The 24,189-nt window shown below is 73.2% G+C and carries 21 protein-coding genes; 13 read left to right on the forward strand and 8 right to left on the reverse strand.

The annotated features are described in order from the left end of the window. Nucleotide 1 precedes the first annotated feature (1 nt). The 7 genes from uxaC to AC0NH5_RS07640 all read left to right on the forward strand — a co-directional run bounded on the left by uxaC (nt 2) and on the right by AC0NH5_RS07640 (nt 8,786). Nucleotides 2–1,426 carry a glucuronate isomerase gene (gene uxaC / locus AC0NH5_RS07610; protein WP_474401300.1) on the forward strand — a complete coding sequence of 475 codons (1,425 nt, stop codon included), beginning with the start codon at nt 2–4 and terminating at the stop codon, nt 1,424–1,426. After that, nucleotides 1,423–2,712 (forward strand): enolase C-terminal domain-like protein, encoded by a 1,290-nt coding sequence (locus AC0NH5_RS07615; RefSeq protein ID WP_474401301.1) that lies wholly within the window; start codon nt 1,423–1,425, stop codon nt 2,710–2,712. The genes uxaC and AC0NH5_RS07615 overlap by 4 nt, the downstream gene beginning before the upstream one ends. Then, complete coding sequence (locus AC0NH5_RS07620; protein ID WP_474401303.1) at nt 2,703–4,166, forward strand: mannitol dehydrogenase family protein; 1,464 nt, start codon at nt 2,703–2,705, stop codon at nt 4,164–4,166. The genes AC0NH5_RS07615 and AC0NH5_RS07620 overlap by 10 nt, the downstream gene beginning before the upstream one ends. Continuing rightward, nucleotides 4,163–5,278, forward strand: coding sequence for a Gfo/Idh/MocA family protein (locus AC0NH5_RS07625; RefSeq protein WP_474401305.1), 1,116 nt, complete (start codon nt 4,163–4,165; stop codon nt 5,276–5,278). The genes AC0NH5_RS07620 and AC0NH5_RS07625 overlap by 4 nt, the downstream gene beginning before the upstream one ends. Nucleotides 5,279–5,282: 4 nt before the next feature. Continuing rightward, nucleotides 5,283–5,618 (forward strand): cupin domain-containing protein, encoded by a 336-nt coding sequence (locus tag AC0NH5_RS07630; protein WP_474401306.1) that lies wholly within the window; start codon nt 5,283–5,285, stop codon nt 5,616–5,618. Nucleotides 5,619–5,622: 4 nt separating this feature from the next. After that, a complete protein-coding gene (locus AC0NH5_RS07635) occupies nt 5,623–6,972 on the forward strand; it encodes a pectate lyase family protein (protein WP_474401308.1) in 1,350 nt (449 codons plus the stop codon). Nucleotides 6,973–7,628: 656 nt separating this feature from the next. Further along, nucleotides 7,629–8,786, forward strand: coding sequence for a hypothetical protein (locus AC0NH5_RS07640; protein ID WP_474401309.1), 1,158 nt, complete (start codon nt 7,629–7,631; stop codon nt 8,784–8,786). A gap of 24 nt (nt 8,787–8,810) precedes the next feature. Here the strand turns inward: AC0NH5_RS07640 and AC0NH5_RS07645 are convergent, their stop codons facing one another. Next, entirely contained in the window at nt 8,811–9,467 is a 657-nt protein-coding gene (locus tag AC0NH5_RS07645) for a hypothetical protein (protein WP_474401311.1), read from the reverse strand. A 180-nt stretch (nt 9,468–9,647) separates the two neighbouring features. Between AC0NH5_RS07645 and AC0NH5_RS07650 the strand changes: the two genes are divergently transcribed. Further along, entirely contained in the window at nt 9,648–10,049 is a 402-nt protein-coding gene (locus AC0NH5_RS07650; protein WP_474401313.1) for a hypothetical protein, read from the forward strand. After that, nucleotides 10,046–12,001 carry an MFS transporter gene (locus AC0NH5_RS07655; protein ID WP_474401315.1) on the forward strand — a complete coding sequence of 652 codons (1,956 nt, stop codon included), beginning with the start codon at nt 10,046–10,048 and terminating at the stop codon, nt 11,999–12,001. Before AC0NH5_RS07650 ends, AC0NH5_RS07655 begins: the two co-directional genes overlap by 4 nt. A gap of 64 nt (nt 12,002–12,065) precedes the next feature. On the opposite strand, the gene AC0NH5_RS07660 is transcribed toward AC0NH5_RS07655, so the two are convergent. Then, on the reverse strand, nt 12,066–12,926 hold the full coding sequence (locus AC0NH5_RS07660) for a class I SAM-dependent methyltransferase (RefSeq protein ID WP_474401317.1): 861 nt from the start codon (nt 12,924–12,926) through the stop codon (nt 12,066–12,068). A 47-nt stretch (nt 12,927–12,973) separates the two neighbouring features. Between AC0NH5_RS07660 and AC0NH5_RS07665 the strand changes: the two genes are divergently transcribed. Further along, nucleotides 12,974–13,552, forward strand: coding sequence for a helix-turn-helix domain-containing protein (locus AC0NH5_RS07665; protein ID WP_474401319.1), 579 nt, complete (start codon nt 12,974–12,976; stop codon nt 13,550–13,552). Between the two features lie 218 nt (nt 13,553–13,770). Continuing rightward, nucleotides 13,771–14,700 (forward strand): PIG-L family deacetylase, encoded by a 930-nt coding sequence (locus tag AC0NH5_RS07670; RefSeq protein WP_474401321.1) that lies wholly within the window; start codon nt 13,771–13,773, stop codon nt 14,698–14,700. 9 nt (nt 14,701–14,709) lie between these two features. Here the strand turns inward: AC0NH5_RS07670 and AC0NH5_RS07675 are convergent, their stop codons facing one another. The 5 genes from AC0NH5_RS07675 to AC0NH5_RS07695 all read right to left on the reverse strand — a co-directional run bounded on the left by AC0NH5_RS07675 (nt 14,710) and on the right by AC0NH5_RS07695 (nt 20,463). Then, entirely contained in the window at nt 14,710–16,191 is a 1,482-nt protein-coding gene (locus tag AC0NH5_RS07675; protein ID WP_474401323.1) for an FGGY family carbohydrate kinase, read from the reverse strand. 74 nt (nt 16,192–16,265) lie between these two features. After that, complete coding sequence (locus tag AC0NH5_RS07680) at nt 16,266–17,273, reverse strand: aldo/keto reductase (RefSeq protein ID WP_474401325.1); 1,008 nt, start codon at nt 17,271–17,273, stop codon at nt 16,266–16,268. Between the two features lie 150 nt (nt 17,274–17,423). Beyond that, nucleotides 17,424–18,440 (reverse strand): LacI family DNA-binding transcriptional regulator, encoded by a 1,017-nt coding sequence (locus AC0NH5_RS07685; protein WP_474401327.1) that lies wholly within the window; start codon nt 18,438–18,440, stop codon nt 17,424–17,426. Between the two features lie 27 nt (nt 18,441–18,467). Continuing rightward, a complete protein-coding gene (gap, locus tag AC0NH5_RS07690; protein WP_474401329.1) occupies nt 18,468–19,466 on the reverse strand; it encodes a type I glyceraldehyde-3-phosphate dehydrogenase in 999 nt (332 codons plus the stop codon). Nucleotides 19,467–19,470: 4 nt separating this feature from the next. Beyond that, entirely contained in the window at nt 19,471–20,463 is a 993-nt protein-coding gene (locus AC0NH5_RS07695; protein ID WP_474401331.1) for a GlxA family transcriptional regulator, read from the reverse strand. 265 nt (nt 20,464–20,728) lie between these two features. On the opposite strand from AC0NH5_RS07695, the gene AC0NH5_RS07700 reads away from it, so the two are divergent. Further along, on the forward strand, nt 20,729–21,739 hold the full coding sequence (locus tag AC0NH5_RS07700; RefSeq protein WP_474401333.1) for a LacI family DNA-binding transcriptional regulator: 1,011 nt from the start codon (nt 20,729–20,731) through the stop codon (nt 21,737–21,739). A gap of 111 nt (nt 21,740–21,850) precedes the next feature. Here AC0NH5_RS07700 and AC0NH5_RS07705 read toward each other — a convergent pair whose 3' ends face one another. Beyond that, nucleotides 21,851–23,443 (reverse strand): serine/threonine-protein kinase, encoded by a 1,593-nt coding sequence (locus AC0NH5_RS07705; RefSeq protein WP_474401335.1) that lies wholly within the window; start codon nt 23,441–23,443, stop codon nt 21,851–21,853. Between AC0NH5_RS07705 and AC0NH5_RS07710 the strand changes: the two genes are divergently transcribed. Then, on the forward strand, nt 23,442–24,158 hold the full coding sequence (locus AC0NH5_RS07710; protein ID WP_474401337.1) for a hypothetical protein: 717 nt from the start codon (nt 23,442–23,444) through the stop codon (nt 24,156–24,158). The two genes, AC0NH5_RS07705 and AC0NH5_RS07710, sit on opposite strands and share 2 nt — an antisense overlap. The last annotated feature ends 31 nt before the right edge of the window (nt 24,159–24,189 follow it).

Here is a 24,189-nt window from a genome sequence, read left to right on the forward strand (position 1 = left end):
GGTGCCCGAAGAAGATCATCTCTTCCCCGCCGAGACCACCCAGCGGCAGATCGCCCGCGAGCTCTATCAGCACGCCCGCGACCTGCCTCTGATCAGCCCGCACGGCCACGTCGACCCGGCGCTGCTCGCCGACGACCGGCCGTTCCCCGACCCGGCCCGGCTGTTCGTGGTGCCCGACCACTACGTGACCCGGATGCTCGCCAGCCAGGGCGTCCCACCGGCCCGGCTCGGGGTGCCGAGCATCGACGGATCCGAGGTGGAGACCGACGGCCGGCAGATCTGGCGGCTGCTCGCCGCCCATTGGCGCCTGTTCCGCGGCACCCCGTCGCGGCTCTGGACCGAGAAGGTGTTCGCCGAGGTCTTCGGCATCGACAAGCCGCTGAACGCGGCCACCGCCGACGAGATCTACGAGGAGCTCAGCGCCCGGCTCGCGGAGCCAGCGTTCCGGCCGCGGGCGCTGTTCACCCGGTTCAACATCGAGGTGCTGGCGACCACCGAGAGCCCGATCGACGACCTCGGCGCGCACGCCAAGCTGGCCGCCGACGGCTGGGGCGGCCCGGGCGGCCGAGTGATCACCACGTTCCGCCCGGACAACCTGGTCGACCTGGAATGGGCCGGCTGGCGGGACCGGGTGGCCACCCTCGGCGAGCTGACCGGGCAGGACGTCGGCACGTTCCCCGGCTTCCTGGCCGCGTTGCGGGCCCGCCGCGAGGACTTCATCGCGGCCGGCGCCACCAGCTCGGACCACGGGCACCCGACCGCGGCCACCGCGGCGCTGGACGACGCCGAGGCGGCGGTGCTCTACCGCAAGGCGCTCGGCGGCGGGACCGACGAGCGTGATGCCGAGCTGTTCCGGGCGCACATGCTGGTCGAGTTCGCCCGGATGTCCCTCGACGACGGCCTGGTCATGCAGCTGCACCCGGGTTCGGTCCGCAACCACAACCGGGCCCTGCACGCCCGGCACGGCCGCGACGTCGGCGGTGACATCCCCTCGCCGACGGAGTACGTGCGGGCGCTGCGGCCGTTGCTCGACCTCTACGGTGACGACCCGCGGCTGCGCGTGGTGCTCTACACCCTGGACGAGACCACGTTCACCCGGGAGCTGGCGCCGCTGGCCGGCGGGTACTCCTCGCTCTACCTCGGCGCGCCGTGGTGGTTCCTGGACAGCCCGGAGGGGCTGCGCCGGTTCCGCGAGACGGTCACCGAGACGGCCGGCTTCTACAACACCTCCGGCTTCGTCGACGACACCCGGGCGTTCTGCTCCATCCCGGCCCGGCACGACGTGGCCCGGCGGGTCGACGCCGGTTTCCTGGCCCGGCTCGTCGCCGAGGGCCGGCTGCCGCTCGACGAGGCCGCCGAGACCATCGCCGACCTGGCGTACCACTTGCCCAAGCAGGTCTTCAAGCTCGAGGAGAAGAAACCATGACGGTCCGGATCACCGGGGTCGAGGTGCACGACGTGCGCTTCCCCACCGCGGCCGCCGGCGACGGCTCGGACGCGATCAACAAGGGTGACTACTCGGCCACGTACGTCGAGGTGACCACCGACGCCGGGGTGACCGGCACCGGCCTGACCTTCACCAACGGCCGGGGCAACGAGATCACCTGCGCCGCCGTCGACGCCCTCGCACACCACGTGACCGGGCGCACCGTCGAGGAGATCGCCGCCGACCAGGTCACCTTCTGGCGCTCGATCACCGCCGACGTGCAGCTGCGCTGGCTGGGCCCGGAGAAAGGCGTCATCCACATGGCGGCCGGCGCGCTGGTCAACGCGGTCTGGGACCTGCGGGCCCGGCTGGCCGGCAAGCCGATGTGGCGCTACCTCGCCGAACTCTCCGCCGACGAGATCGTCGCCTCGATCGACTTCCACCACATCAGCGACGCGCTCACCCCGGGGGAGGCCCGCGAGCTCCTGGAGAAGGGCGCGGTGGGATATTCGGACCGCCTCGCCGAGCTGGAGCGCAACGGCTTCCCGGCGTACACCACCAGCGTCGGCTGGCTGGGATATCCGGACGCCAAGGTGCGCGAGCTGACCCGGCAGGCCGTCGCCGAGGGGTGGACCGCGGTGAAGATGAAGGTGGGCGGGCCGCTCGAGGACGACGTGCGCCGCGCTCGCATCATCCGCGAGGAACTGCCCGAGGGCGCCTGGCTGATGATGGACGCCAACCAGGTGTGGGACGTGGACGAGGCGATCGCGGCGATGGAGCGGCTCACGCCGTTCGACCCGTACTGGATCGAGGAGCCGACCCACGCCGACGACGTGCTCGGGCACGCCCGGATCGCCCGCGCGGTGAACCCGGTCCGGGTCGCCACCGGCGAGGTCGCCGCCAACCGGGTGATCTTCAAACAGCTGCTGCAGGCCGGCGCGATCCAGGTCTGCCAGGTGGACGCCTGCCGGGTCGGCGGCGTCAACGAGGTGCTGGCGATCCTGCTGCTGGCCGCCAAGTTCGGTGTGCCGGTCTGCCCGCACGCCGGCGGGGTCGGCCTCTGCGAGTACGTGCAGCACCTCGCGATCTTCGACTACCTGCGGGCCGGCCGGTCGCTGGAAGGCCGCATGATCGAGTACGTCGATCATCTGCACGAGCACTTCACCGACCCGGTGACGGTCGTCGAGGGCCGTTACCGGCTCCCGGCGAAGCCCGGCTACAGCGTGGAGATGAAGCCGGAGTCGATCGCCGAGTTCCGCTTCCCGGACGGCCCGGCATGGCGGTGACCTACCGCCTCGGCCGCAGCGCGCTCGCCTCGCTGCCGTCGGGGAGCCGCCCCACCGTGCGGCCCGGCGACGTCCGGCCCGGCGTCGTCCACCTCGGACTCGGCGCCTTCCACCGCGCCCACCAGGCCGTCTACACCGAGGACGCGGTCGCCGCGTCCGGCGGGGACTGGGGGATCGTCGGGGTGGCTCCGCGATCGAGGACCATCCTCGACCAGCTGCGGGAGCAGGACCGCCTCTACAGCGTGCTCACCGTCGGCGGTGCGGAGGACCAGGCCCGGACCATCGGGATCCTGTCCGGGCTCGGGCACGCGGCCGGCGACCCGTACGGCGTGGTCGCGGCCATAGCCGACCCGGGCATCCGGATCGTCACGATGACCGTGACCGAGAAGGCGTACCGGCTCGACCACGACGGGCGCCTGCTGCTCGACGACGACCTGCGGGCCCAGCTGACCGGGGCGGCACCGCCCACATCCGTGCCGGCGCTGCTCGTCCGGGGGCTGCTGCGCAGGCGGCAGACCGGCGGCGGACCGCTCACCGTGCTCTGCTGCGACAACCTGATGGGCAACGGCCCGCGGATCCAGGGCCTGGTCACCCAGGCCCTGGCCGTGGCCGGCGCCGAACTGCCCGCGGATGTCGCGTTCCCGGCCACCATGGTCGACCGGATCGTGCCGGCCACCAGCGCCGACCACCGGCGGCGGGCGGCGCTCGCGCTCGGCGCCGACGACGCGGTGCCGGTGGTGGCCGAGCCGTTCACCCAGTGGGTGATCGAGGACCGGTTCCCCGGCGGGCGGCCGGACTGGGCGGCGGCCGGCGCGGTGCTCACCGACGACGTGACCCCCTGGGAGATGCTCAAGCTGCGCGCCCTCAACGCCGTGCACTCGGCCTGCGCGTACCTCGGTGCCCTGGCCGGGCGCGAGCTGATCGCCGACTCGCTGGAGCTGCCCGGCATGACCGGCGTGCTGCGCCGGTTCATCGCCGAGGACATCGCGCCGACCGTGACACCCCCGCCGGGCGTGAGCGTCGTCGAGTACGGCGACTCGGCCCTGGCCCGCTTCGCCAACCGCGAGCTCGGGCACCGCAACATCCAGGTGGCGATGGACGGCAGCCAGAAGCTGCCGCACCGCCTGCTCGGCTCGGTCGCCGACCGGCGGCGGGCCGGTGCCCTCCCCGGCTGGGGGATCCTGGTCCTGGCCGCGTGGATGCGCTTTGCGCGGGGGTACGCGGACAGCGGCGCCAGCCTGCCGCTGGACGACCCGCTGGCCGAGGAGATCCGGGCCGCGCTCGACGCCGCGCCGGACACCCCGGCCGGGGTCGTGGACGCGCTGCTCGGCCTGACCCAGGTGTTCCCGCCTGCGCTCGCCGCCGACGAGGAGCTGCGCCGGGAGCTGATCCGCCGGTACACCGACCTGGAGAAGCACGGTGCGGAGGCGACCATCCGGAGTCTCTCCTCATGAGCGTGCGGGTGGCGCTGATCGGCGCGGGCGGGCACGGTCTGTGGCACCGGCGCACCCTGCAACGGCTGTCCGACGCCGGCCGGGTGACGGTGACCGGGCTCTGCGACCGGCAGCCGGTCGAGCCGCACCCGGACGCGCCGCTGCCCGGCGTCCCGTTCTACACCAGCCACACCGAACTGCTGGCGGACGCCCGCCCCGATGTCGTCGTGGTCTGCACACCGCCGCACACCCACCTGGCGATCGCCCTCGACGTGCTCGACTCCGGTGCCGATCTGCTGCTGGAGAAGCCGCCGGTGATGTCGGCGGCGGAACACGACCGGCTGGCGGCGGCCGTCACCGCGACCGGGCGGCTGTGCCAGGTCGGCTTCCAGGCGCTGGGCTCGGCGGCGCTCGCCGAGTTCTGCGGCGCCGCCCCGGCCGGCCCGATCGCGGTGCGCGGGGCCTGGTGGCGGCCGGACAGCTATTACCTGCGGGCGCCGTGGGCCGGGCGCCGCGCGATCGCCGACCGGCCGGTCCTGGACGGCGCGCTGGTCAACCCGTTCGCGCACGCGCTGATGCAGTCGCTGGTCGTCGCCGGGAAGTTCGCCCCGGCGCTGCTGGAACTGGAGCGGTACCGGTCCCGGGCGATCGAGACCGACGACACCACCTTCCTGCGGCTCACCGGCGCGGACGGTGAGCGGATCACGGTGGGGGTGACGCTGGCGTCGGAGATCTTCATCGCCGGGGAGATCCAGGTGGGCGAGGCGGTCCTGGAATATCCGACCGACCGGGTCCGGCTGCCGGGCGACACCGGGGCCCGGCACGTCCCCGGGCGCAGGGGACTGCTGGAGAACCTTCTCGATCATCGGAGCGACCCGGGCGTACCGCTGATCGCCCCGCTGGAACGGACCCGGACCTTCACCGCCGTGGCCGAGGCCATCGTGGCCGGTCCGCCGCCGGCGACGATCCCGCGGAGCGCGCTGCGCCCGCACCCGGACGGCGGCGGCCACGTCGTCGACGGCATCGACGAGCTCGTCCGGAAGGTGGCCGCCACCGGCCTCCTGCCGTCCGAGACCGGCGTCACCTGGGCGGTCGATCCGCACCGGGTGGCCTTTACCGACAGAAAGGAGTGACACCATGCGCAAACTGAGCATCGCTGAATTCGCGGACCACCATCGTGGCCCGACCTTCACCAGCGTCCTGCCCGGCCACACCGTCCAGAAGGGCGGATTCCGGGTGTACGCCGAACCGAACTTCCGCACCCACGACGAGCCGGGCCGGCACGTGCACACCGTGCCCGAGATCTTCGTGATCGTGCAGGGCAGCGGCGTCATCGAGATCGACGGCACGGAGGTGGACAAGTTCACCGCCGGCGAGGCCGTGATGTTCGAACCCGGCGAGGACCACCACCTGATCAAGCGGAGTGACGAGCCGCTGGTCTTCGTGTGGATGCACCTGGAACCGGTGGCGTAACGCCATGGCCACCCGAACCGCTCTCGCCGCGACGATCGGCCTCCTCCTCGCCGGCGTCGCCACCGTCCCCGCCTCCGCCGCCTCCGCACCTCTGAGTTCAGCGTCCGTCGCGTTGCCGGACGCGGCGCCTGCCGGCGCCCGGCAGGTGCTCGCGCCGAACGACGGCTGGGCGGCCGCCACCACCGGGACCACCGGTGGGGCTGCGGCCGACGACGCGCATGTCTTCGTCGTGCGCAACCGCGCCGAACTGGCCGCCGCGCTGGCCGGCGGCACCGACCCCACCCCGCGCATCGTGCTCGTCGCCGGCACGATCCGGGCCAACGAGGACGACACCGGCGCGCCGCTGACCTGCGACGACTACGCCGACCCCGGATACAGCCTGGACGCCTACCTGGCCGCCTACGACCCGGCGGTGTGGGGACGCGCGACCCGGCCCACCGGTCCGCTCGAAGAGGCCCGGGTCCGGTCCCAGCGCAACCAGGCCGCCCGGATCAACTTCCGGGTCGGGTCGAACACCACCATCTACGGGCTGCCGAACGCCCGGCTGGTCGGCGCGAACCTGTTGGTCCAGAACGTGGACAACGTGATCGTGCGCAACCTCCGGCTGGAGGACGCCGCGGACTGCTTCCCGGCGTGGGACCCGACCGACGGGTCGGCGGGCAACTGGAACTCCGCGTACGACCTGGTCACGCTGACCGGTGCGACCCACGTGTGGGCCGACCACAACACGTTCAGCGACGGGAACAACGTGGACTCGGCGCAGCCGCGCTACTTCGGGCGGCCGTACCAGGTGCACGACGGGGCACTGGACGTGATCCGGGCGTCGGACTACGTGACGATCTCGTGGAACGTGTTTCAGGAACACGACAAGACGATGCTGATCGGCTCGACCAACACGGTCGGCGCGGACGTGGGCAAGCTGCGGGTCACCCTGCACCACAACAAGTTCGCCAACGTCGGGCAGCGGGTGCCGCGGGTCCGGTTCGGGCAGGTGGACGTCTACAACAACTACTACTACCTGACCGACGAGGACGCGTACTCGTACTCGTGGGGCGTCGGGGTGTACTCGGCGATCTACGCGGAGAACAACTTCCTGCTGCGCAGCGCCGGTCTCGCCCTGGACGACTTCGTCTACGACTGGGGCGGCACGGCGATGACCGAGATCGGGACGCTGACCCAGGTCGGCACCGGGCGGGTCGAGCCGGTCAGCCTGCTGGCGGAGTACAACGCGACGCACGACCCGGACCTGGGCACGGACGCCGGCTGGACGCCGGTGCTGCGGGCCGGGCCGGTGACGCCGACCGCCCAGGTGCCCGCGGTGGTGAACGCGGGAGCCGGCGCAGGCCGGATCTGATCACCGCAGCACACGACACGAGCGCCGGGCGGCCCGCCGTCCGGCGCTCTCGTGCACAAACCGAGCGTGTGAAGTTCAGGTGCGGACGGGGGCTCACCTTCACACGCCCGGCCGCGGCAGTTCGAGTGTGTGAAGTTCGGGTGCGTATTGAGCCTTACCTTCACACACTGGTCGGGGTGCGGGTGGGCCTCGGTGGGTGAGGTAATCAGAATCGGTCGGTCGTGCGTCGCCACGTCTCCGTTGGCTTGGACGGGCTACAGGTGCTGTCCCCGTGGGGCGCGGGACGGCGGCGCGACCTCGGGCGGGAGGCGGCGCGCCTCGGGGGCACGGGACCGCCGGGGCCGGGCCGTCGCTTCAGCCCGGCGGCCGCCGGGCGGCCTTGCGTGGCAATCGGTCGCGGTGTAGCGCGGGACTTTGCCGGCTCGTACAAGAAAGACGGTTGCGAGATGGAAGGTGATCGACAAGCCTGCACCGTGGGGTTTGCGCAGGTCGAAGAGGTGTGCCTTAAGACCGCTGCCCGTTGATTCTTAAGTTTGCCTTTAGATCGATCCGCCGTGGGAGCGTTCCCGTATGGACCGGTGGAGAACCCGGTTCAAAAGGAAGGCACGCACATGAAGCGCTACCGGAGCTACCGGAACAACGCTGGGGGATCGAACGTGCGGCGCTGGCGCGTGGCCGGCGTGGCGGGCGTGGCGGTGGCCCTGGCCGGTGTGGGACTGGGCGTGGCGGCGGCCGCGGACTCCGGGGTGCCGACGGTGAACTGCCAATCGGTTGCGGACAAGCTGCCTGCTGTCCCGGCGTCGGCGAAGGCCGAGATCGAGCGGAACCTGGCGCTGCTGAACACCCAGATCCAGGAGGCGAACGCGCGCCTGGCCAGCTCGGTCGGCCAGGGCGGCCCGAACTTCGTCCAGAACGCGATCCTCGGCCCGCTGAAGGACAAGCGGTTCGCGACGATCAACCGGATGGAGACCGCGATCGGCCGCGCCGCGGCCAAGCCGGACCTGAACGCGGAGGGGCTGTCGGGCTGCTCGCTGAACGAGAATGGTGGCGGCACCGCGGCGCCGGAGCCGGCCCAGGTGCCGGAGAACAACAACGGCAACGCCGGTGGGAACAACAACGCCGGCGGTGTGCCGACCGTGAACTGTCCGGATGTGAACATCGCCGTGGCGATCCCGGCGTCCGCGCAGGCGGAGATCGACCGGAACCTGGCGCTGCTGGCGACGCAGATCCAGGAGGCGAACAACCGGATCGCGAGCACGGTGGGGCAGGGTGGCCCGAACTTCATCCAGAACGCGATCCTCGGCCCGCTGGAGGACAAGCGGTTCGCGACGATCAACCGGATGGAGACCGCGATCGGCCGCGCCGCGGCGAAGCCGAACCTGAACGCCGAAGGTCTCGCCCCCTGCTCGCTGAACGAGAACGGTGGCGGCGCCGCGGAGCCGGAGGCCACCGAGGCCCCCGGGAACAACGCCGGGGGCGGCAACGGCAACGCCGGTGGCGGTAACGGCGACGCCGGTGCCGTGGCGACCGTGAACTGCCCGGCCGTGACCATCAACGTCGCGATCCCGGCGTCCGCGCAGGCCGAGATCGACCGGAACCTGGCGCTGCTGGACAAGCAGATCCAGGAGGCGAACGACCGGATCGCCAGCTCGGCCGGCCAGGGCGGCCCGAACTTCGTCCAGAACGCGATCCTCGGCCCGCTGCAGAGCAAGCGGTTCGCGACGATCAACCGGATGGAGACCGCGATCGGCCGCGCCGCGGCCAAGCCGAACCTGAACGCCGAGGGTCTCGCGCCCTGCTCGCTCAACCAGTAAGTACTGCATCGCGGAACGGCCCGGCTACGGCCGGGCCGTTTCCGTCGGCCCGAGCAGCCCGTCCAGGCCGGTGCCGGAGCGCACCGCCTCCTCCGCCGCGATGACGTCCTGCTCGGCGATGCGGACCTCCTCGGCGAGCACCTCGGCGGCCACCTCGGCGACGTGCGCCTCGCGGCGGCTGTGCGCGGTCTCGGCGATCACCCGCTCGTACTCGTCGCGGGCCGCCCGCACCAGCACGTCGTCGTCCGGCACCTCGGCGATCTCGCCGCCGCCGGTGTGCTGCCAGATCCCGTTGAGCTGCGCCACCGTCAGCTCCCCGCGCCGGTAGGCGTCCAGCGCGGCCCGCTGCACCAGCCGCTGCGGCTCGTCGACCGCGGCCGTCCGGGCCTGCCGGCGGGCCTGCAGATAGCGGCGCTCGGCCTGGTCGCGCATGCCGGCGACCTGCTCCGCCCGGTCCCGGGCCTGGTCGGCGGCGCTGACCGCGCGTTCGGCGGCGGCCCGCACCGCCTCCACGTCGGCAGCCAGTTCGGCGGCCTCCTCGACCGGTTCGGGCGACTGCAGCGGCTCCGGTCTGTGCCGGACGCGTCCCGCTATCACCGCTGAGCCGCCGAAGGCGACCGCCACCAGCACCGCGAACACGAGGACCCACCCCGACCAGCCCGGCAAAACCACGCTCCCCACTCTCGATCACCGTCGATTCCCCGACCGTAAGGTGATCGATCGCGCGGCCGCCGGCCGGGGGTGCTGTGCTATCCGTCATTGCTATCCGATAGCTTGCGCGCTCGCGCGTGCCTTCCCTCCGGCGTCATGCGGGCGTGGTAGAAAGCTCCGTCCCGGTTTACGCCAGCAGAGGAGACGCGGGTGGCGATCGCCGTTCGAGCGGGCAGCAGCGTGGTGGTCTATCTCTCGGTCAGCCTGCGCTCCCGGCTGCGGGCCCTGGCCGCGTCGACCGGCCGCTCGCACACGCAACTCGTCTTCGACGCGCTCAACGCGACCCACGATCAGCTTGCCGATCTGGTCGCGCGGGGCGGCTCGCTGCCGGCTGCCGTCGACGGCATCTTTCTCGCGCAGCGTACGACCAGACGACAGCACCGCGAGGACCAGGTGCAGGTCTCGATACGCCCGCACCGGGACAACCTCGCTGTCATCGACCGGCTGGCCGCCCAGCACACCGGTGGCAACCGGTCCGCGTTGATCGCCCTCGCGCTCGACGCCTTCCTTCCCGGCGTCCTCCTTCCCGATACGAAAGGCGTCACCGCGTGAAGCAGTACAACGACCTGATCGCGGATTTCTGGCGCGACTACGCGGCACTGGTGCTGCTCGGCGCCGGGCTGCTCGGCGTGCTGGCGCTGGCCGGGCTGTTCGTCTGGGCGAAACGGTCGCGCAAACCGCTGCGCCCGATCGCGCTCGCCTTCAGCATGAACCTGGCCCTGCTGCTCAACGCCGAGGGCATGTGGGTGATCGCGATCGACCAGCTGCGGCTGCCGCCGGTGTTCGCGGTGCTGGTCTTCGCGGTGTTCGAGATCTGCTTCCTGACCGCGACGTCGCTGGCGGCGGAACAGTACCGGCGCACCACTGTGTACGGGCCGGACGGCGGGATCGTCACGCCGGGCCACCCCGGGCCGATGCTCTACATCGCCGCGCTGATCGCCGCCCTCTCCGGCATCATCGTGGCCAGCAACGCCGTCACCGGCACCGAGAAGCTGCTGCGCCTGGCGGTGCCCTGCGTGATCTTCCTGATGTGGTGGGCGGCGCTCACCGCGGCGGGACAGCGGGTGCGGCGGGGCCGGTTCGCCTACAGCCCGCGCCGGCTCGCCGAGCGGTGGGGCTGGCTGATCCCGGACGACGACCCGGACCTGGTCCGGATGGCGGCCGACCGCCAGGTGCGCCGGATGGTGGTGAACCATCACCGGGTCAGCGGTGGCCGCTGGCCGCAGTCGTGGTGGCGGTCCCGGCTGCTGAAGGACGCGCGGACCGCCGGGGAGCCGGTGGTCGAGGACGTCGTCGAGCAGCTGGCCCGGATCCAGCGGGTGATGGATCTGCTGGTTCCGGGCGGTTCCGGCCTGCCGGTGATCGACCGGGAGGCGTTGCGAGCTCCCGCGCCGCAGCCGGTTGCCGCGCCGTCCCCGGTCCCGGCGCCGTCGTCCGTCCCGGCGGCACCGCCGGTTCCGGTCGCGGACCCGGTGGAGGCTCCGCGGCAGGCTCCGGCGGTTCAGCCGGTGCGGTTCGTGCCGCCTGTCCCCACCGTCGACGGTCCGGTGAACGGCTCACACCGGTTCGCCGATGAGGTGGCGGTCGACGGGATGCGGGACGCCATGCTGGAAGTGCCGGCTCAGCGCCGACCGTCCGCCGCGGAAGTGGACGCGGTGACCCGGCCGGTCGAGGCCGAGCTCAGCGCTTCCCCGGCACCGCAGGCGCCGGCGCCGACGCCAGCGGCCGAGGTGGATCCGGTTGTTCCGGTGTCGCCGGCGCCGGCGGTCCCCGCCTGGGCGTCGACCGGGACCGGGGCCCGGCCCGCGGTCACCATCGTGGGCTCGCCGTGGTGGCGGCTCGCCGTGGAGCGGCTGAGCCGCCTGGTCGCCGCCGAGATCAGCCCCGAGGACCTGCCGGACATGACGTACCTGCGGGTCACCGAACTGGCCCGGGCCCTCGCACCGCGGGTCTCCGAGCTCGGTGAGGGAGTGGTGCGGGCGTTCGTGAACGACTACGTGCGGGAGCTGGGCGGGGAGCACGTCGAGTCGGCGTACCCCTGGCGTGATCTGCTTCCCGCTCCGGCGACCGCCGCGCCCGGCTCGCACGCCTGGCTGGTCGCGCTGGAGGACCTGCGCGACGCGCTCGTCGAGGAACTCGGCCACGGCGAGCCGCGGGACGCGCGGGAGCTGGCCGAACTGTTGACGCCGAGCGCGCCGCGGCTGGACGAGGCGACGATCCAGCGGTTCATCACGGACTATCTGCTGGTGCTCGGCGGGCAGGCCGGCCCGGGCGGCGAGCCGTGGCAGCACCTGCTGCCGCGCCCGCACGCCGGGCGGGGGCCGTCCGACGAGGAGGTGCTCGAGGTCTACGGCGAGCAGCTCGACGAGCATCTGCGGACGACCGGGCGGCTGAGCCGTTACAAGGTGCAGGCGGTCACCGGGGTGAAGAGCCGGATCCAGGCCGACCGGATCAAGGCCGCGGTCCAGGAGCGGGTGGCGGAGTCGGCGCCGGTCGGGGGCTGACCCGCCCGCCGGGCCTTTCACGGCCCCCGCGCGAGCCCGCCGGACCCGGCCGGCCGTGGCCTCATCACGCGGCGGTGCAGAGCCAGACGTCGCGGGAGCTGCGGACGGTCAGGCCGGGGTGCTGCTCCAGGGCGGCCGTCCCCTCGGCGGCCAGCAGCCGGTCCAGCGCGGCGCGGTCGTCCGCGGCGAGGCGGTCGGCCATGCCGGCGGCGAAGCGTTCGAGGGTGGCCCGGGCGTACCGCAGGGCGGGGGCCGGTAACGGCGCCGAGAGGTCGACGTCGAGGGTGCGGGCCTCGCGCACGGTGAAGCCGGCCGCGCCCAGCAGGGCGGGCCAGTCGGCGCCCATGTGCGGCAGGTGCTCGTTGCGGGCCTGCTCGGTGACGGCGTGCAGGCGGTCCTCCAGGCCGGGCTCGCCGAAGCCGGCTCCCAGGTCCCCGGGCAGGAAGCGGGGCAGGTGCTCCATCTCGAGGACCACGAGGACGCCGCCGGGGTGCAGGGCGGCGCGGATGTCGCGGAGCACCCGGTCGGGATGGGCCATGTGGTGCAGGGACGACGAGGCCCAGACGAGGTCGGCGGGGCCGGTCGCCGGCCAGCCCTCGTCGAGGTCGGCGCGCAGCGGGCGGATCCGGTCGGCGAGGCCGTGGCGGCCGGCGCTCTCCCGCAGGTGGCGCAGCATCTCGTCGGAGGTGTCCAGGGCGGTGGCGGTCGCCTCGGGGAAGTGCCGGAGCAGCGCGAACGTGCCGGTGCCGGTGCCGCTGCCCACGTCGATGACGTGCCGCACCGGGTCGCTGGCCAGGCCGGCGGCCCGCACGATCAGCTCGGCGAGCCGGGGCGCCGCCACCTCGGCGTCAAGATCGAGGATCTCCTGGTGGGCGATGCCGTGAGCGGATGACGGGGCGGTTCCGTGGTGGTGTGCGTGAGCCATGGCCCGACTGTAGGCACCGATTGCGCCGGAGGCATAGTGTATTGCGTATGACGCAAGACGCTGAGATCGACGGACTGGTGCGGGCCCGGATCCGGGCGCTGCGGATCGCCAAGGGCTGGTCGCTCGACGACCTGGCGGGACGGTGCTACCTGAGCCCGTCGACGCTGAGCCGGATCGAGACCGGGCACCGGCGGATCGGGCTCGACCAGTTGACCGCGATCGCCCGCGCGCTCGGGGTCAGCCTCGACCACCTCGTCGAGACCGGAGGCGAGGAGGTGGTGATCAAGCCGCATCACCATCCGGAGCGCGGGATCACCACGTGGGTGCTCAGCCACGACCCCGGGCAGAAGGGCATGACGGTGTCCCGGGTGCGGCTTACCCGGCCGGCGTCGCGCGATCCGGAGGCGCTGCGGGTGCACCCCGGCCGGGACTGGTTCACGGTGCTGTCCGGGACGGTCGAGCTGGTGCTGGGGGAGCGGACGATCGTCGTGACGGAGGGACAGGCGGCGGCGTTCAGCACCATGATCCCGCACACCTTCGGGGCACGGGGCGGGCCGGCCGAGGTGATCGCCATCCTGGACCACGACGGCGAGCGGGTGCACCTCGACCAGGCAGACGTCCGGTGACGCGCCGGGGGAGGTGCTGTTCGGCAAGGGTGGCGGAGGGCAGTTCTCGGCTGTTTCCGACGACGCCCGGTGCGGACATGCGGTGCTCGGGTCAAAAGCACGGGTGCAACCCGGCCACTCCGCCGGCGCTCCACAGGTGCGCCCCGCACCGGCCAGTCTCATACCGGTGGGCGCGGCGTGGCACCTGGCGACCACATCGCCGAGCGAGGAGGAGCCGCATGACCGTCCATCTCAGATCCCGCCTCGCCGGCTGGGTCACGCGTACCCTCGGGGCCGCTGCTGTCGCCTCCACCGCGCTGGTCTGCGCCTCCTCGACGGTGCTCGTCGCGCCGGTGGCGGCCACGACGGCCACGCCGTCGTCCACCGCACGGTGCGGTCGCACCATGAACATCGTCGCGCACCAGGACGACGACCTGCTGTTCATCAATCCGGCGATCAGCGACGACATCACCGCCCGCAGGTGCGTCACCACCGTCTTCGTCACCGCCGGCGACGCCGGCCGGGGCTACACGTACTGGCGGGGGCGCGAGCGTGGCGCGATGGCCGCCTACGCCCAGATGGCGGGCAAGCGCAACAAGTGGACCGAGGACACGCTGCGTGTCCGCGGCGCCGCCGTGCACCGCGCCACCCTCACCGGCACCGGCATCACGCTCCTGTTCATGCGCATCCCGGACAAGTACGGAGCGCCGTTCCAGGCCCGGCTGCGGACCGTCTGGCAGGGGAACGGCACCAGCGGAACCATCGGGACCGTCGACGGCAAGCAGGTGTACACCCGGGAGTCGATCACCGGCACGGTCACCGGGATGATGGACCTGTACCGGCCGCGCGAGATCAACACGCTGGACTTCACGCACCCGTTCGATGCCGGTGACCACGAGGACCATCGGGTGGCCGGCCTGATCGCCGAGGAGGCACAGCGCCGGTACGCGCTCCCGCACAGCCTCACCGCGTACCAGGGTTACCACATCCGGTTCATCAAGCCGGGCACGCTGTCCGCCGCGCGGGCCGACGCGAAGTACGCGGCCTTCCACGCGTACGCGGCGGGCGACAGACGCGTGTGCCAGACCCGCGCCGCGTGCCGGGCGAACGCCGATTACTGGGGCTACCTGACCAACCAGGTGATAACCCACATCCACCGGGCCGGCTGACCCCTTCCCTCAGCCGCGGACGAGCGCGTCGTACACCTCGGCGAACCGGGCGCGCCGCTCCGCGTAGTGCTCGACGTGCGCGGGCCGTGGCTCGTACGTCGCTCCGGTGCCCCGGGGCGCGCGGGGCACGTCCGGCGCCAGCACGTCGAGCGCGAGCAGCGCCGTGCCGCGCTGGGTGGCCCGCCGCCGGGTGACGTGGGTGACGGGACGGCCGAGCACGTCCGCGAGGATCTGGAGCCACTGCGGCTGGTCGTTGCTGACCCGGCCGGCCGCCGCGACCTCCAGCACCTGCGGGGCGGCCGGGTGCAGCTCGTCGGCGACCCGGGCGTACGTCATGGCCACGCCCTCGACGATCCCGCGGAACAGGGCGTCGGCGCCGGTGGCCGTGGACACCCCGCCGAACACGGCGCGGGCCCCGCCGACCCAGCCCGGCGCGCGTTCACCGGTGAGGTACGGCAGCACGAGCGGGGTGGCGTCGCTCGGCGGCGCGGTGAGGACGGCCGCCGGGTCCGGGCCGAGGAGCAATGTGCTCTGCGCCCAGCTGACCGCGCGACCGACGTCGTTGATCGCCCCGCCGAGCAGCGTGCGCCGCGCGTCGACCCGGTAGTTCCACAGCCCGAACGGCAGCGGGTCGGCGGGCCCGTCGAGCAGCACCCGCAGCGCACCGCTGGTGGCTGTCGCCGCGGTGAGCACCGTGGCGTCGGTCGCACCGGACCCGATGTTGCTGGCGAATCCGTCGGTGATGACCGGGAACCAGAGGGCCCGGGCGAGGGCGGGCCGGTGTGCCGGGGCCGCCGGCGGCGCCGGGTCGGTCATGTCCCGCGGTGCGGAGAAGTGCTCGGGGCCGGCGCCCGCGGCGGCGAGCAGTTCGGCGTCGAGTTCGCCGGTGTGCCGGTCTAGCAGGCCGGTCCACGCCACCGTGGACGTCCCGGCGAGCGGGTGCCCGGCCAGCCTGGCCAGCACGTATTCGCCCAGCGACCACCAGGCGGCGGCCGCGGCCACGACGCGCGGCTGGGTGGCGGCCAGCCAGCGCAGGCGTGGGGCGTGATAACTCGTGTGCAGGCGGGTGCCGGTGCGCTGCTGCACCGCGTGCTCGTCGAGCTCCTCGCGCAGCGCCGTGACCGCGTCGGCGCTGCGCGAGTCGGCGTAGGTGAGGCACGGGGTGAGCGCACGGCCGGCCGCGTCCACCGCGATCAGCGAGGCGGCGAAGGTGTCCATCGCGACGCCGGCGATGCGGGTGCCCAGCCGCGGGTCGCGGGTCAGCGCGTCGAGGAGCTGCTCGACCTCCGCGGTGACCTGGTCCGGGTCGATGATCGAGGTGCCGTCCGGCGCCACCGTGAAGGCGTGCGGCACCTTGTGCTGGAGCCCGTGGACCCGCCGGCCGGTCGCGTCGTGCACGCCGCCCCGGGTGGCGGTGGAGCCGATGTCCAGGGCGAGGACCAGCGGGTCCAGGGCCGCGTCGAGCGTGACGTCGTCGTCCATCCGGGTCATCGCGGTCCTCGTGGTCGGCGGGTGCGGTTCCCCGCGACCCTAACCCTCCGGGCGTGCCGGGGCTCGCTCGGCGCTCAGACGTCGTGCAGATCGGCCAGCAACTGGTACGGGTACGGCTTCGGCTTCTCGCTCACCCGGTCCAGGCGGGCCCGCTGCTCCGGATCCAGCGTGACGCCGACGGCGCCGAGGTTGTCGTCGAGCTGCCGCGTCGTCCGGGCGCCGATGATCGGCGCGGTGACGCCGGGACGGTGCAGCAGCCAGTTGAGCGCCGTCCGGGCCGGGGTGGTGCCGGCCTCCTCCGCGACGGCGATCAGCGTGTCCACCACGTTCCAGGTGCGGTCGTTGTCGTAGTTGCCCCAGGCCTCGGTCCACACCGGCTCACCGGAGCGGTTCGTCGCCGCGATCCGGGTGCCGGCGTCGGCCGGCGGTGCCCCGCGCCGGAACTTGCCGGTGAGCCAGCCACCCCGCAACGGGCTGTACGGCACGATGCCCACACCCTCCTCGCGGCACACCGGCACCAGCTCCCACTCCGCCTCGCGGTCCAGCAGGTTGTAGAGCGGCTGCAGCGACACCAGCGGCTCCCGGCCGGCGGTGCGGCACATGTCGACGGCGCGCTGCAGCTGGGCGCCGCTGAAGTTGCTGACCCCCAGGTAACGCACCTTGCCGGCGCGGACGATCGAGTCCAGCGCCCGCAGCGTCTCGTCGAGCGGGGTGCCGTAGTCCCACATGTGCAGCTGGTACAGGTCGATGTGGTCGGTGCCCAGCCTCCGCAGGCTGCCGTCGACCGCGTCGAGAAGGTGTTTGCGGCTCAGGCCCCGGCGGTTCCGGCCACTGCCGAACCGGGCCTTGGAGGCGACCACCACGTCCTGCCGTGGGTGGCCCTTCAGCCAGCTGCCGACGATTTCCTCGGACCGGCCCTCGCTGTAGGCGTCCGCGGTGTCGATGAACGTGCCACCGGCCTCGGTGAACCGGTCCATCAGCTGATGGCTCTCCGCCTCGCCGATCTCCCGGCCGAACGTCATCGTCCCCAGACACAACCTGCTGACCTCGAGCCCGGTCCGGCCCAGGCGGGTGTACTCCACGGCGACCCCCGAATCCGCGCCGCACGTCGGCGCCGGCCCCGACGCTATGACCTGGAGCGCGCTCCAGCTCAACCCCGCCACCAGCAGCGTGTGAACTTGGGGTGCGCTACGCACCCCAAGTCCCCACGCAACGCTGCAGCGCGGGGGATCTCAGAGTGCGGGCGCCGCGCAGCTCTCGCGCCAGATGACCGTCGCCGGGGCGGGCTCGGTGTGCGGGCCGTCGTCGTGGCCCAGCGCCAGCGCCATCGCCCGCTCGCCCATCGCCACCAACGGCAGCTTGACCGTCGTGAGCGACGGCGTCACGTCCCGGGCGATCGGCATGTCGTCGAAACCGGTGACCGACACGTCGTCCGGGACCCGCACGCCCCGCTCGCGCAGCGTGGCCTGCGCGCCGACGGCCATCGAGTCGTTGAGGGCGACCAGCGCGGTGAGGCCGGGCTCGGCGTCGAGCAGCGCCCCGGCCGCCGTCGCGCCGCCGTCGCGGGTGAAGTCGGTGTAGATGATGCGCGCGGGCGGCAGCTCGACGCCGCACTCCTCGGCGGCGCGGCGGAAACCGGTGAGCCGGTCGGTGGTGGTGGTGAGCCGGCGCGGGCCGGCGATGATCGCGACGCGGCGGTGGCCGAGGCCGAAGAGGCGCAGGCCCAGTTCGTGCGCGCCGTCCTCGTTGGCCGGCAGCACGGCGCTGCCCACCAGCCGGTGCCGGCCGATCACCGCGACCCGGCCGCCGGCCTGCTGGTACGCCCCCAGCTCGGCGTTGAGCCGCTCGGTGAACGTGTCGTCGTGGTAGCCGGAGCCGGCCAGGATCAGCGCGTGCACCTGCTGGGCGCGCAACAGCGCGACGTACGCCAGCTCGCGTTCCGGCTCCCGGTAGCTGTTGCAGATCACCAGGAGCCGGTCGTGGGCGCCCGCCTGGCGTTGCAGGCCGCGGGTGATCTCCGCGAAGTACGGGTCGGAGACGTCGTGCACGATCACCCCGACGGCCGACTTGCGGGGCCGCGCCACGTGCTGGGCGTGCGCGTTGGGCACGTAGTGGAGCTGCGCGACCGCGGCGAGGACCCGCTCACGCAGATCCTCGTTCACCCGTTTCGAGCTGTCGTTGATCACGCGGGAGACAGTTGCCGGGGAGACCCCGGCGAGCCGGGCCACATCCGCGAGAGTGACCGCCATCGGCACAGCATAGGGCCCGGCCGCCGGTCAGCCGCGCCCGATCAGGCTCAGCGTGTCGACCACCCGGCCGGCGAAGCCCCATTCGTTGTCGTACCAGGCCACGGCCTTGACAAGCGGGCCCTGCACGGTGGTCAGCAGCGAGTCGAAGATGGACGACGCCGGGTTGCCGGTGATGTCGCTGGAGACCAGCGGGTCGGTGGAGAACTCCAGGACGCCGCGCAGCGGGCCGGCGGCGGCCGCCTCGAACGCGCTGTTCACCTCCTCGACCGTGACCGGGCGGCGGACCACCGCGTTCAGCTCGACCAGCGAGCCGACCGGGACCGGGACCCGCACCGAGTACCCGCGCAGCCGGCCTTCCAGCCGGGGGAGCACGGCGCCGATCGCGGTGGCGGCGCCGGTGGTGGTGGGCGCGATGTTCAGCGCGGCGGCGCGGGCCCGGCGCAGGTCGCGGTGCGGGGCGTCCTGCAGGTTCTGCTCCTGGGTGTACGCGTGAATGGTCGTCATCGACCCGTGTTCGATGCCGGCCAGGTCGTCCAGCACCGAGGCGACCGGCGCCAGCCCGTTCGTGGTGCAGGAGGCGTTGGACACCACTTCGTGGCGGTCCGGGTCGTATTCGCCGTGGTTCAGCCCGTACGCGATGGTGATGTCCGCGCCCTTCGACGGCGCGCTGACCAGGACCTTGCGGGCGCCGGCGGCCAGGTGGGCGCGGGCGTCCGCGGCGGCGGTGAACCGGCCGGTCGACTCCAGCGCGACGTCGACGCCGAGGTCTTTCCACGGCAGCTGCGCCGGCTCCCGCGTCGAGGTCACGTCGACCCGGCGGCCGTCGATCAGCAGGTGGTCGTCGTGCGCCTCGACCCGGCCGGCGAACCGGCCCAGGGTGCTGTCGTAGCGGAGCAGGTGGGCGAGGGTCCGCGGGTCGGCCAGGTCGTTGACGGCGACGATCTCCAGGTCGGAGTGGTCCACCGCGGCCCGCAGCACGTTGCGCCCGATGCGGCCGAATCCGTTGATCGCGATGCGAGTTGTCATGTCCTCATCGTGGTGCGGTGCGGCGCGTCCCGGCAGGCCCGGCCACGCCAGGTCCCGCAAGGATGCCGCCAGTGAACGTCCGCCGGTACTCGCTGGGTGACACGCCCAGGATGCGCTGGAAGTGCAGCCTCAGGTTCGCCCCGGTGCCCAGGCCCACCCGCGCGGCGACCTGATCCACCCCGAGCACCGTGCCCTCCAGCAGCTCCCGGGCCAGGTCCACCCGGGCCCGCAGGATCCACTGCATCGGCGTGTACCCGGTGTCCTCGACGAACCGCCGCCCGAACGTGCGGGCCGACACCCGCGCGTGCCGGGCCAGGGCCTCCACGGTCAGCGGCTCGCCCAGGTGGCGCAGCGCCCACTCACGGGTCGCCGCGAACACGTCGCCGAGCGGCTCGGGGATGGACCGGGGCACGTACTGCGACTGGCCGCCGCTGCGGTACGGCGCCGCGACCAGCACCCGGGCCACCGCGTTGGAGGCCTGCACGCCGTGGTCACGGCGGATCAGGTGCAGGCACAGGTCGATGCCGGCCGCCACGCCTGCCGAGGTCAGCACCTGACCCTCGTCGACGAAGAGCACCCCGCCGTCGACCTGCACCTTCGGGTACTCCCGGGCGAGCACCGGCGCCATCTGCCAGTGCGTGGTGGCCCGGCGGCCGTCCAGCACGCCGATCGCGGCGAGAGCGAACGCGCCGGTGCAGATCGAGACCATCCGGGCGCCCCGGAACGCGGCGTCGCGCAGCGCGTCCAGGATCTGCGGGTCGCGCGGGCGCATCGGGTCCTTGAACCCCGGGATGATCACCGTGTCGGCCGTGGCGATGGCTTCCAGGCCGGCGTCGACCACGAAGCCGAGCCCGTCGCGCCCGGGGACCGGGCCGGCCTGCAGGGAGCAGTGCCGCAGGTCGTAGGAGAGGCCGTGACGTGGGGCGAAGGTCTGCGCGGTGATCCCGACGTCGAGGGGCGCCGCGCCGTCGAGGACGAGAACAGCGATCCGGTGCATGGGTCTCACTCTGCCGGGCTCACCCGGCCGGAGGAACTGGCGGTACCGCCATGGTCCGCAAGAAAAGCGCCGTTTCGGATGGCGCGCAAACGGCGAGACGGGCACTGCTCCGGCACGGCCGCGAGCCGGGGGCGACCGGCGCGGAGGCGGCAGACTACCCTCTTGACGCAGACCAACGCCCATCGCGATCACGCGCCGGGCGGTGCGGCACGTGTAATTTGTGTCGGGCGCGCACGACGTAGCGGTGTGGAAAGGACGGCCGGCGATGAGGGACGAACGGAGCCGCTCTGCGGGGCGGCCCACGCTCGAGGAGGTCGCGGCCCGAGCCGGGGTCGGCCGCGGCACGGTGTCGCGTGTCGTCAACGGGTCCGCCCAGGTCAGTCCCAAGGCGCGGCAGGCCGTGCAGGACGCCATCGACGCCCTCGGCTACGTGCCGAACCGGGCGGCCCGCGCGCTGGTCACCCAGCGAACCGATTCGATTGCGCTGGTCGTCTTCGAGTCGGGCGAGCGGTTCTTCGCCGAGCCGTTCTTCGGCCGCATCGTGCAGTCGGTCTCCTCCGTGCTGGTCGCGCGCAACCTGCAGATGGTCCTGATGATCGCGCAGGCCCCCGAGGAGCGCCGCCAGCTGGAGGGCTATCTGACCCGCCAGCACGTCGACGGCGCGCTGCTGCTGTCGCTGCACGGCGACGACCCGTTGCCCAACCAGCTGGAGGAGCGCGGTGTGCCGACGGTGCGGGTGGGGCGCCCGGTGCACCCGGAGCCGGTCAGCTACGTCGACGCCGACAACCGGGGTGGGGCCCGTGCGGCCGTCGCCTACCTGCGTGACCAGGGCCGCCGGCAGATCGCGACGATCACCGGGCCACTCGACATGGCGGCCGGCATCGCCCGCTACGACGGCTATCGCGACGTCGTCGGCGAGGGCCCGGCCGCCCGCGGCGACTTCGGCGAGCTCAGCGGCGCCACCGCCATGGAGTGGCTGCTTTCGCAATACCCCGACATCGACGCGGTCTTCGCCGCCTCCGACATGATGGCGGCGGGCGCGCTGCGGGTGCTGCGCCGCGCCGGCCGCCGCGTGCCGCAGGACGTCGCGGTGATCGGCTTCGACGACTCGGGCATCGCGCGGCACACCGACCCGCCGCTGACCAGCGTTTATCAGCCCATCGAGCAGATGGGCCAGGAGATGGTCCGGCTGCTGCTGGCCAAGCTCGACGGCGACGAGCCGTCCGAGCACGAGACCGTGCTGCCCACCCGCCTGATCCTTCGCGGCTCGGCCTGAGCGATTCCTTTTGGGTACGACCCAGGACCGCCTCCCGTGGGCTACCCCGCGGCCTGGCCGGCGGGTCCGGCCCGTGCCGCGACCGCCGGGCGGTGAGTGGGTGGCCGGGCTTCAGGCGCCGGACACGTCCCGCAGGTCGGTCAGGCGCGCCTGGAGCTCGCTCGCCTGACCCTCGGTCAGCGCCCCCTCGCCGAGCCGCTGCCGCACCTTCTGGCTGAGCTGGTCCACCTGGTCACCGACCACGGCGTCCCCGGCGCTCATCTGGCGCAGCAGGTTCTTGAAGTCGAGGGCCACGTCCGGCCGGATCTCGCCCAGGTCCTCGCCCTCCTCCACCGCCGCCCGCACCCGGCTCAGGGCAGCGTCCACGGTCAGCGTCTCGGCCGGCACCGGCGCCGGTGACGTGGTGCTCGCGGTCTTCGGCGCGGGCGGGGACGGCGGCGGGGTGGTCGCCCGCGGTGACTCCGCCGACGGCGTGCCGGCCGGCGTCTGCGCGGTGTCGTTGCCGCCCTCCGGCGAGTTCACCGCGTTCACCAGCACCAGGAAGGCGGCGATGGTGAGCACCAGCCCGGCCGCCACGCCGATCCGGCGCCCGGCGGCCGAGCCACCGTGCCCGGCGGACGGGATGACCCGGGCCAGCCCGGTCGGCGGCGGCTCGGGCAGCGGGATGGTGGCCCGGGCGGGCGTGGACGGGATCAGCCGGGACAGCGCGCGGCGTGCCTCGGCGGCCGACGGGCGGCGGTGCGGCTCGTCCTCCAGGCAGCGGCGGATCAGCTCGCGGAGCCGGACCGGCAGGTTCTCCGGGAGCGGGGACGGGCCGACCACCTGCGCGGCGGCCAGCTCCTCCCAGGTGTCCACGCTGTACGGCGGCTCGCCGGCGACCATCTCGAACAGCAGGACGCCCAGCCCGTACAGATCGGTGGCGGGCTCGGCGGGTTTGCCGTCCAGGCGTTCCGGCGCCGCGTAGGCCGGTGTGCCGAAGGTGGCGCCGGTGTCGTCGTCGTCCGGCTCGCCGGCGGCCGCGCTGATGCCGAAGTCGAGCAGCTTCACCCCGCCCGGGCAGAGCATGACGTTGCCCGGCTTGATGTCGCGGTGCACCACGCCGGCCGCGTGGGCGGCGGCGAGGGCCTCGGCGACCGCGGTGCCGATCGACACCGCCTCACCCCACGGCATCGGGCCGTCGACCAGGCGGGCCGCCACGGTCTCGCCGCCCAGCAGCTCCATCACCACGAACGGGGCGACCGAGCCGTCCGGGCGCACCGCTTCCCGGTAGTCGTGCACGGCGGCGATCCCGGGGTGCGACAGGCGCGCGGCGAGCCGGGCCTCCCGCCAGGCGAGGTGGGCCGCCCGGGTGTCGCCGGCCGGGAGCTTGACCGCGACCGGCCGGTCCAGCAGCTCGTCCACCGCGCGCCACACCTGCGCCATGCCACCTGTCTCGATCAATGTGACAAGGCGGTACCGCGAGGCCAGGAGGACACCCGGGGCCGGCCAGACATCGTGCATCCCAGGACATTCACCCAGTCCGACGGGCATGTCAACTCCTCCGCGGTGGCCGTGCGACGGAAGTCTCGGCAACCGGGCCCTGACGTGCGGCGATCTGTCGCTGCCCGGGGAAGCGGCGCAACCGGTTCGCAACCGGCCGGGCAACCGGCTTGAACCTGCCGGGCCCAAGACTTCGAGTTCCCCCGAGTTGTAGGAGTTAGTCATGCGAGTGCGCCGCACTGCCGTAGCCGTCGCCGTGGCCGCGGCTGTCACCGTCTCCACCGTCACCACCGGCGTGATCGCTTACGCGTCGCCGGCCGGCGTGGTCTCGGCTGCCAAGAAGGGCCCGTCCGACAAGCCCGCGCCGGCCAAGCCCGCGCCCGGCAAGCCCACCGCCAAGCCGGTGCCCGCGCCCGGCAAGCCCACCGCCAAGCCCGCGCCAGGCAAGAAGAAGGTGGTGTTCTCGGCGTCCGGCACGGTCAAAGCCGTGGACGGCGCCAAGGGCACCGTGACCGTCGCGGCTAACGGCGGGACCAAGGACGTGAAGGGCCGTACGGTGACCGTCGCCGTGCCGTCCGGCGTCCGGGTCCTGCTGAACGGCAAGGCGGTCAAGATCGGCGCACTGGCCGCCGGTGACCGGATCACCGTGACCGGCACCCGGATCGACGCCGCCTACACCGCGGCGAAGGTCCAGGCGACCGGCAAGCGGGTCAAGCCGGCGCCGCAGCCGAGCGGTTCGGCGTCACCGAGCCCGTCGGTCCCGCCGACCGCCGCCCCGTCGCCGACCTCGCCGGCCCCGACCACCTCGCCGGCCCCGACCGACTCGCCGGCGCCGGGCGACGACCCGGCCGGCACCCCGGAGCCCACCGCGACTCCCGAGCCGACCGACACCCCCGAGCCGGAAGAGACCCCCGTGCCCGAGGCGACGCCGGAGGTCTGACCGGGTCCCCCGACCCGGTCGCACGGCCCCA

Source organism: Actinoplanes sp. 13, from assembly GCF_056134165.1.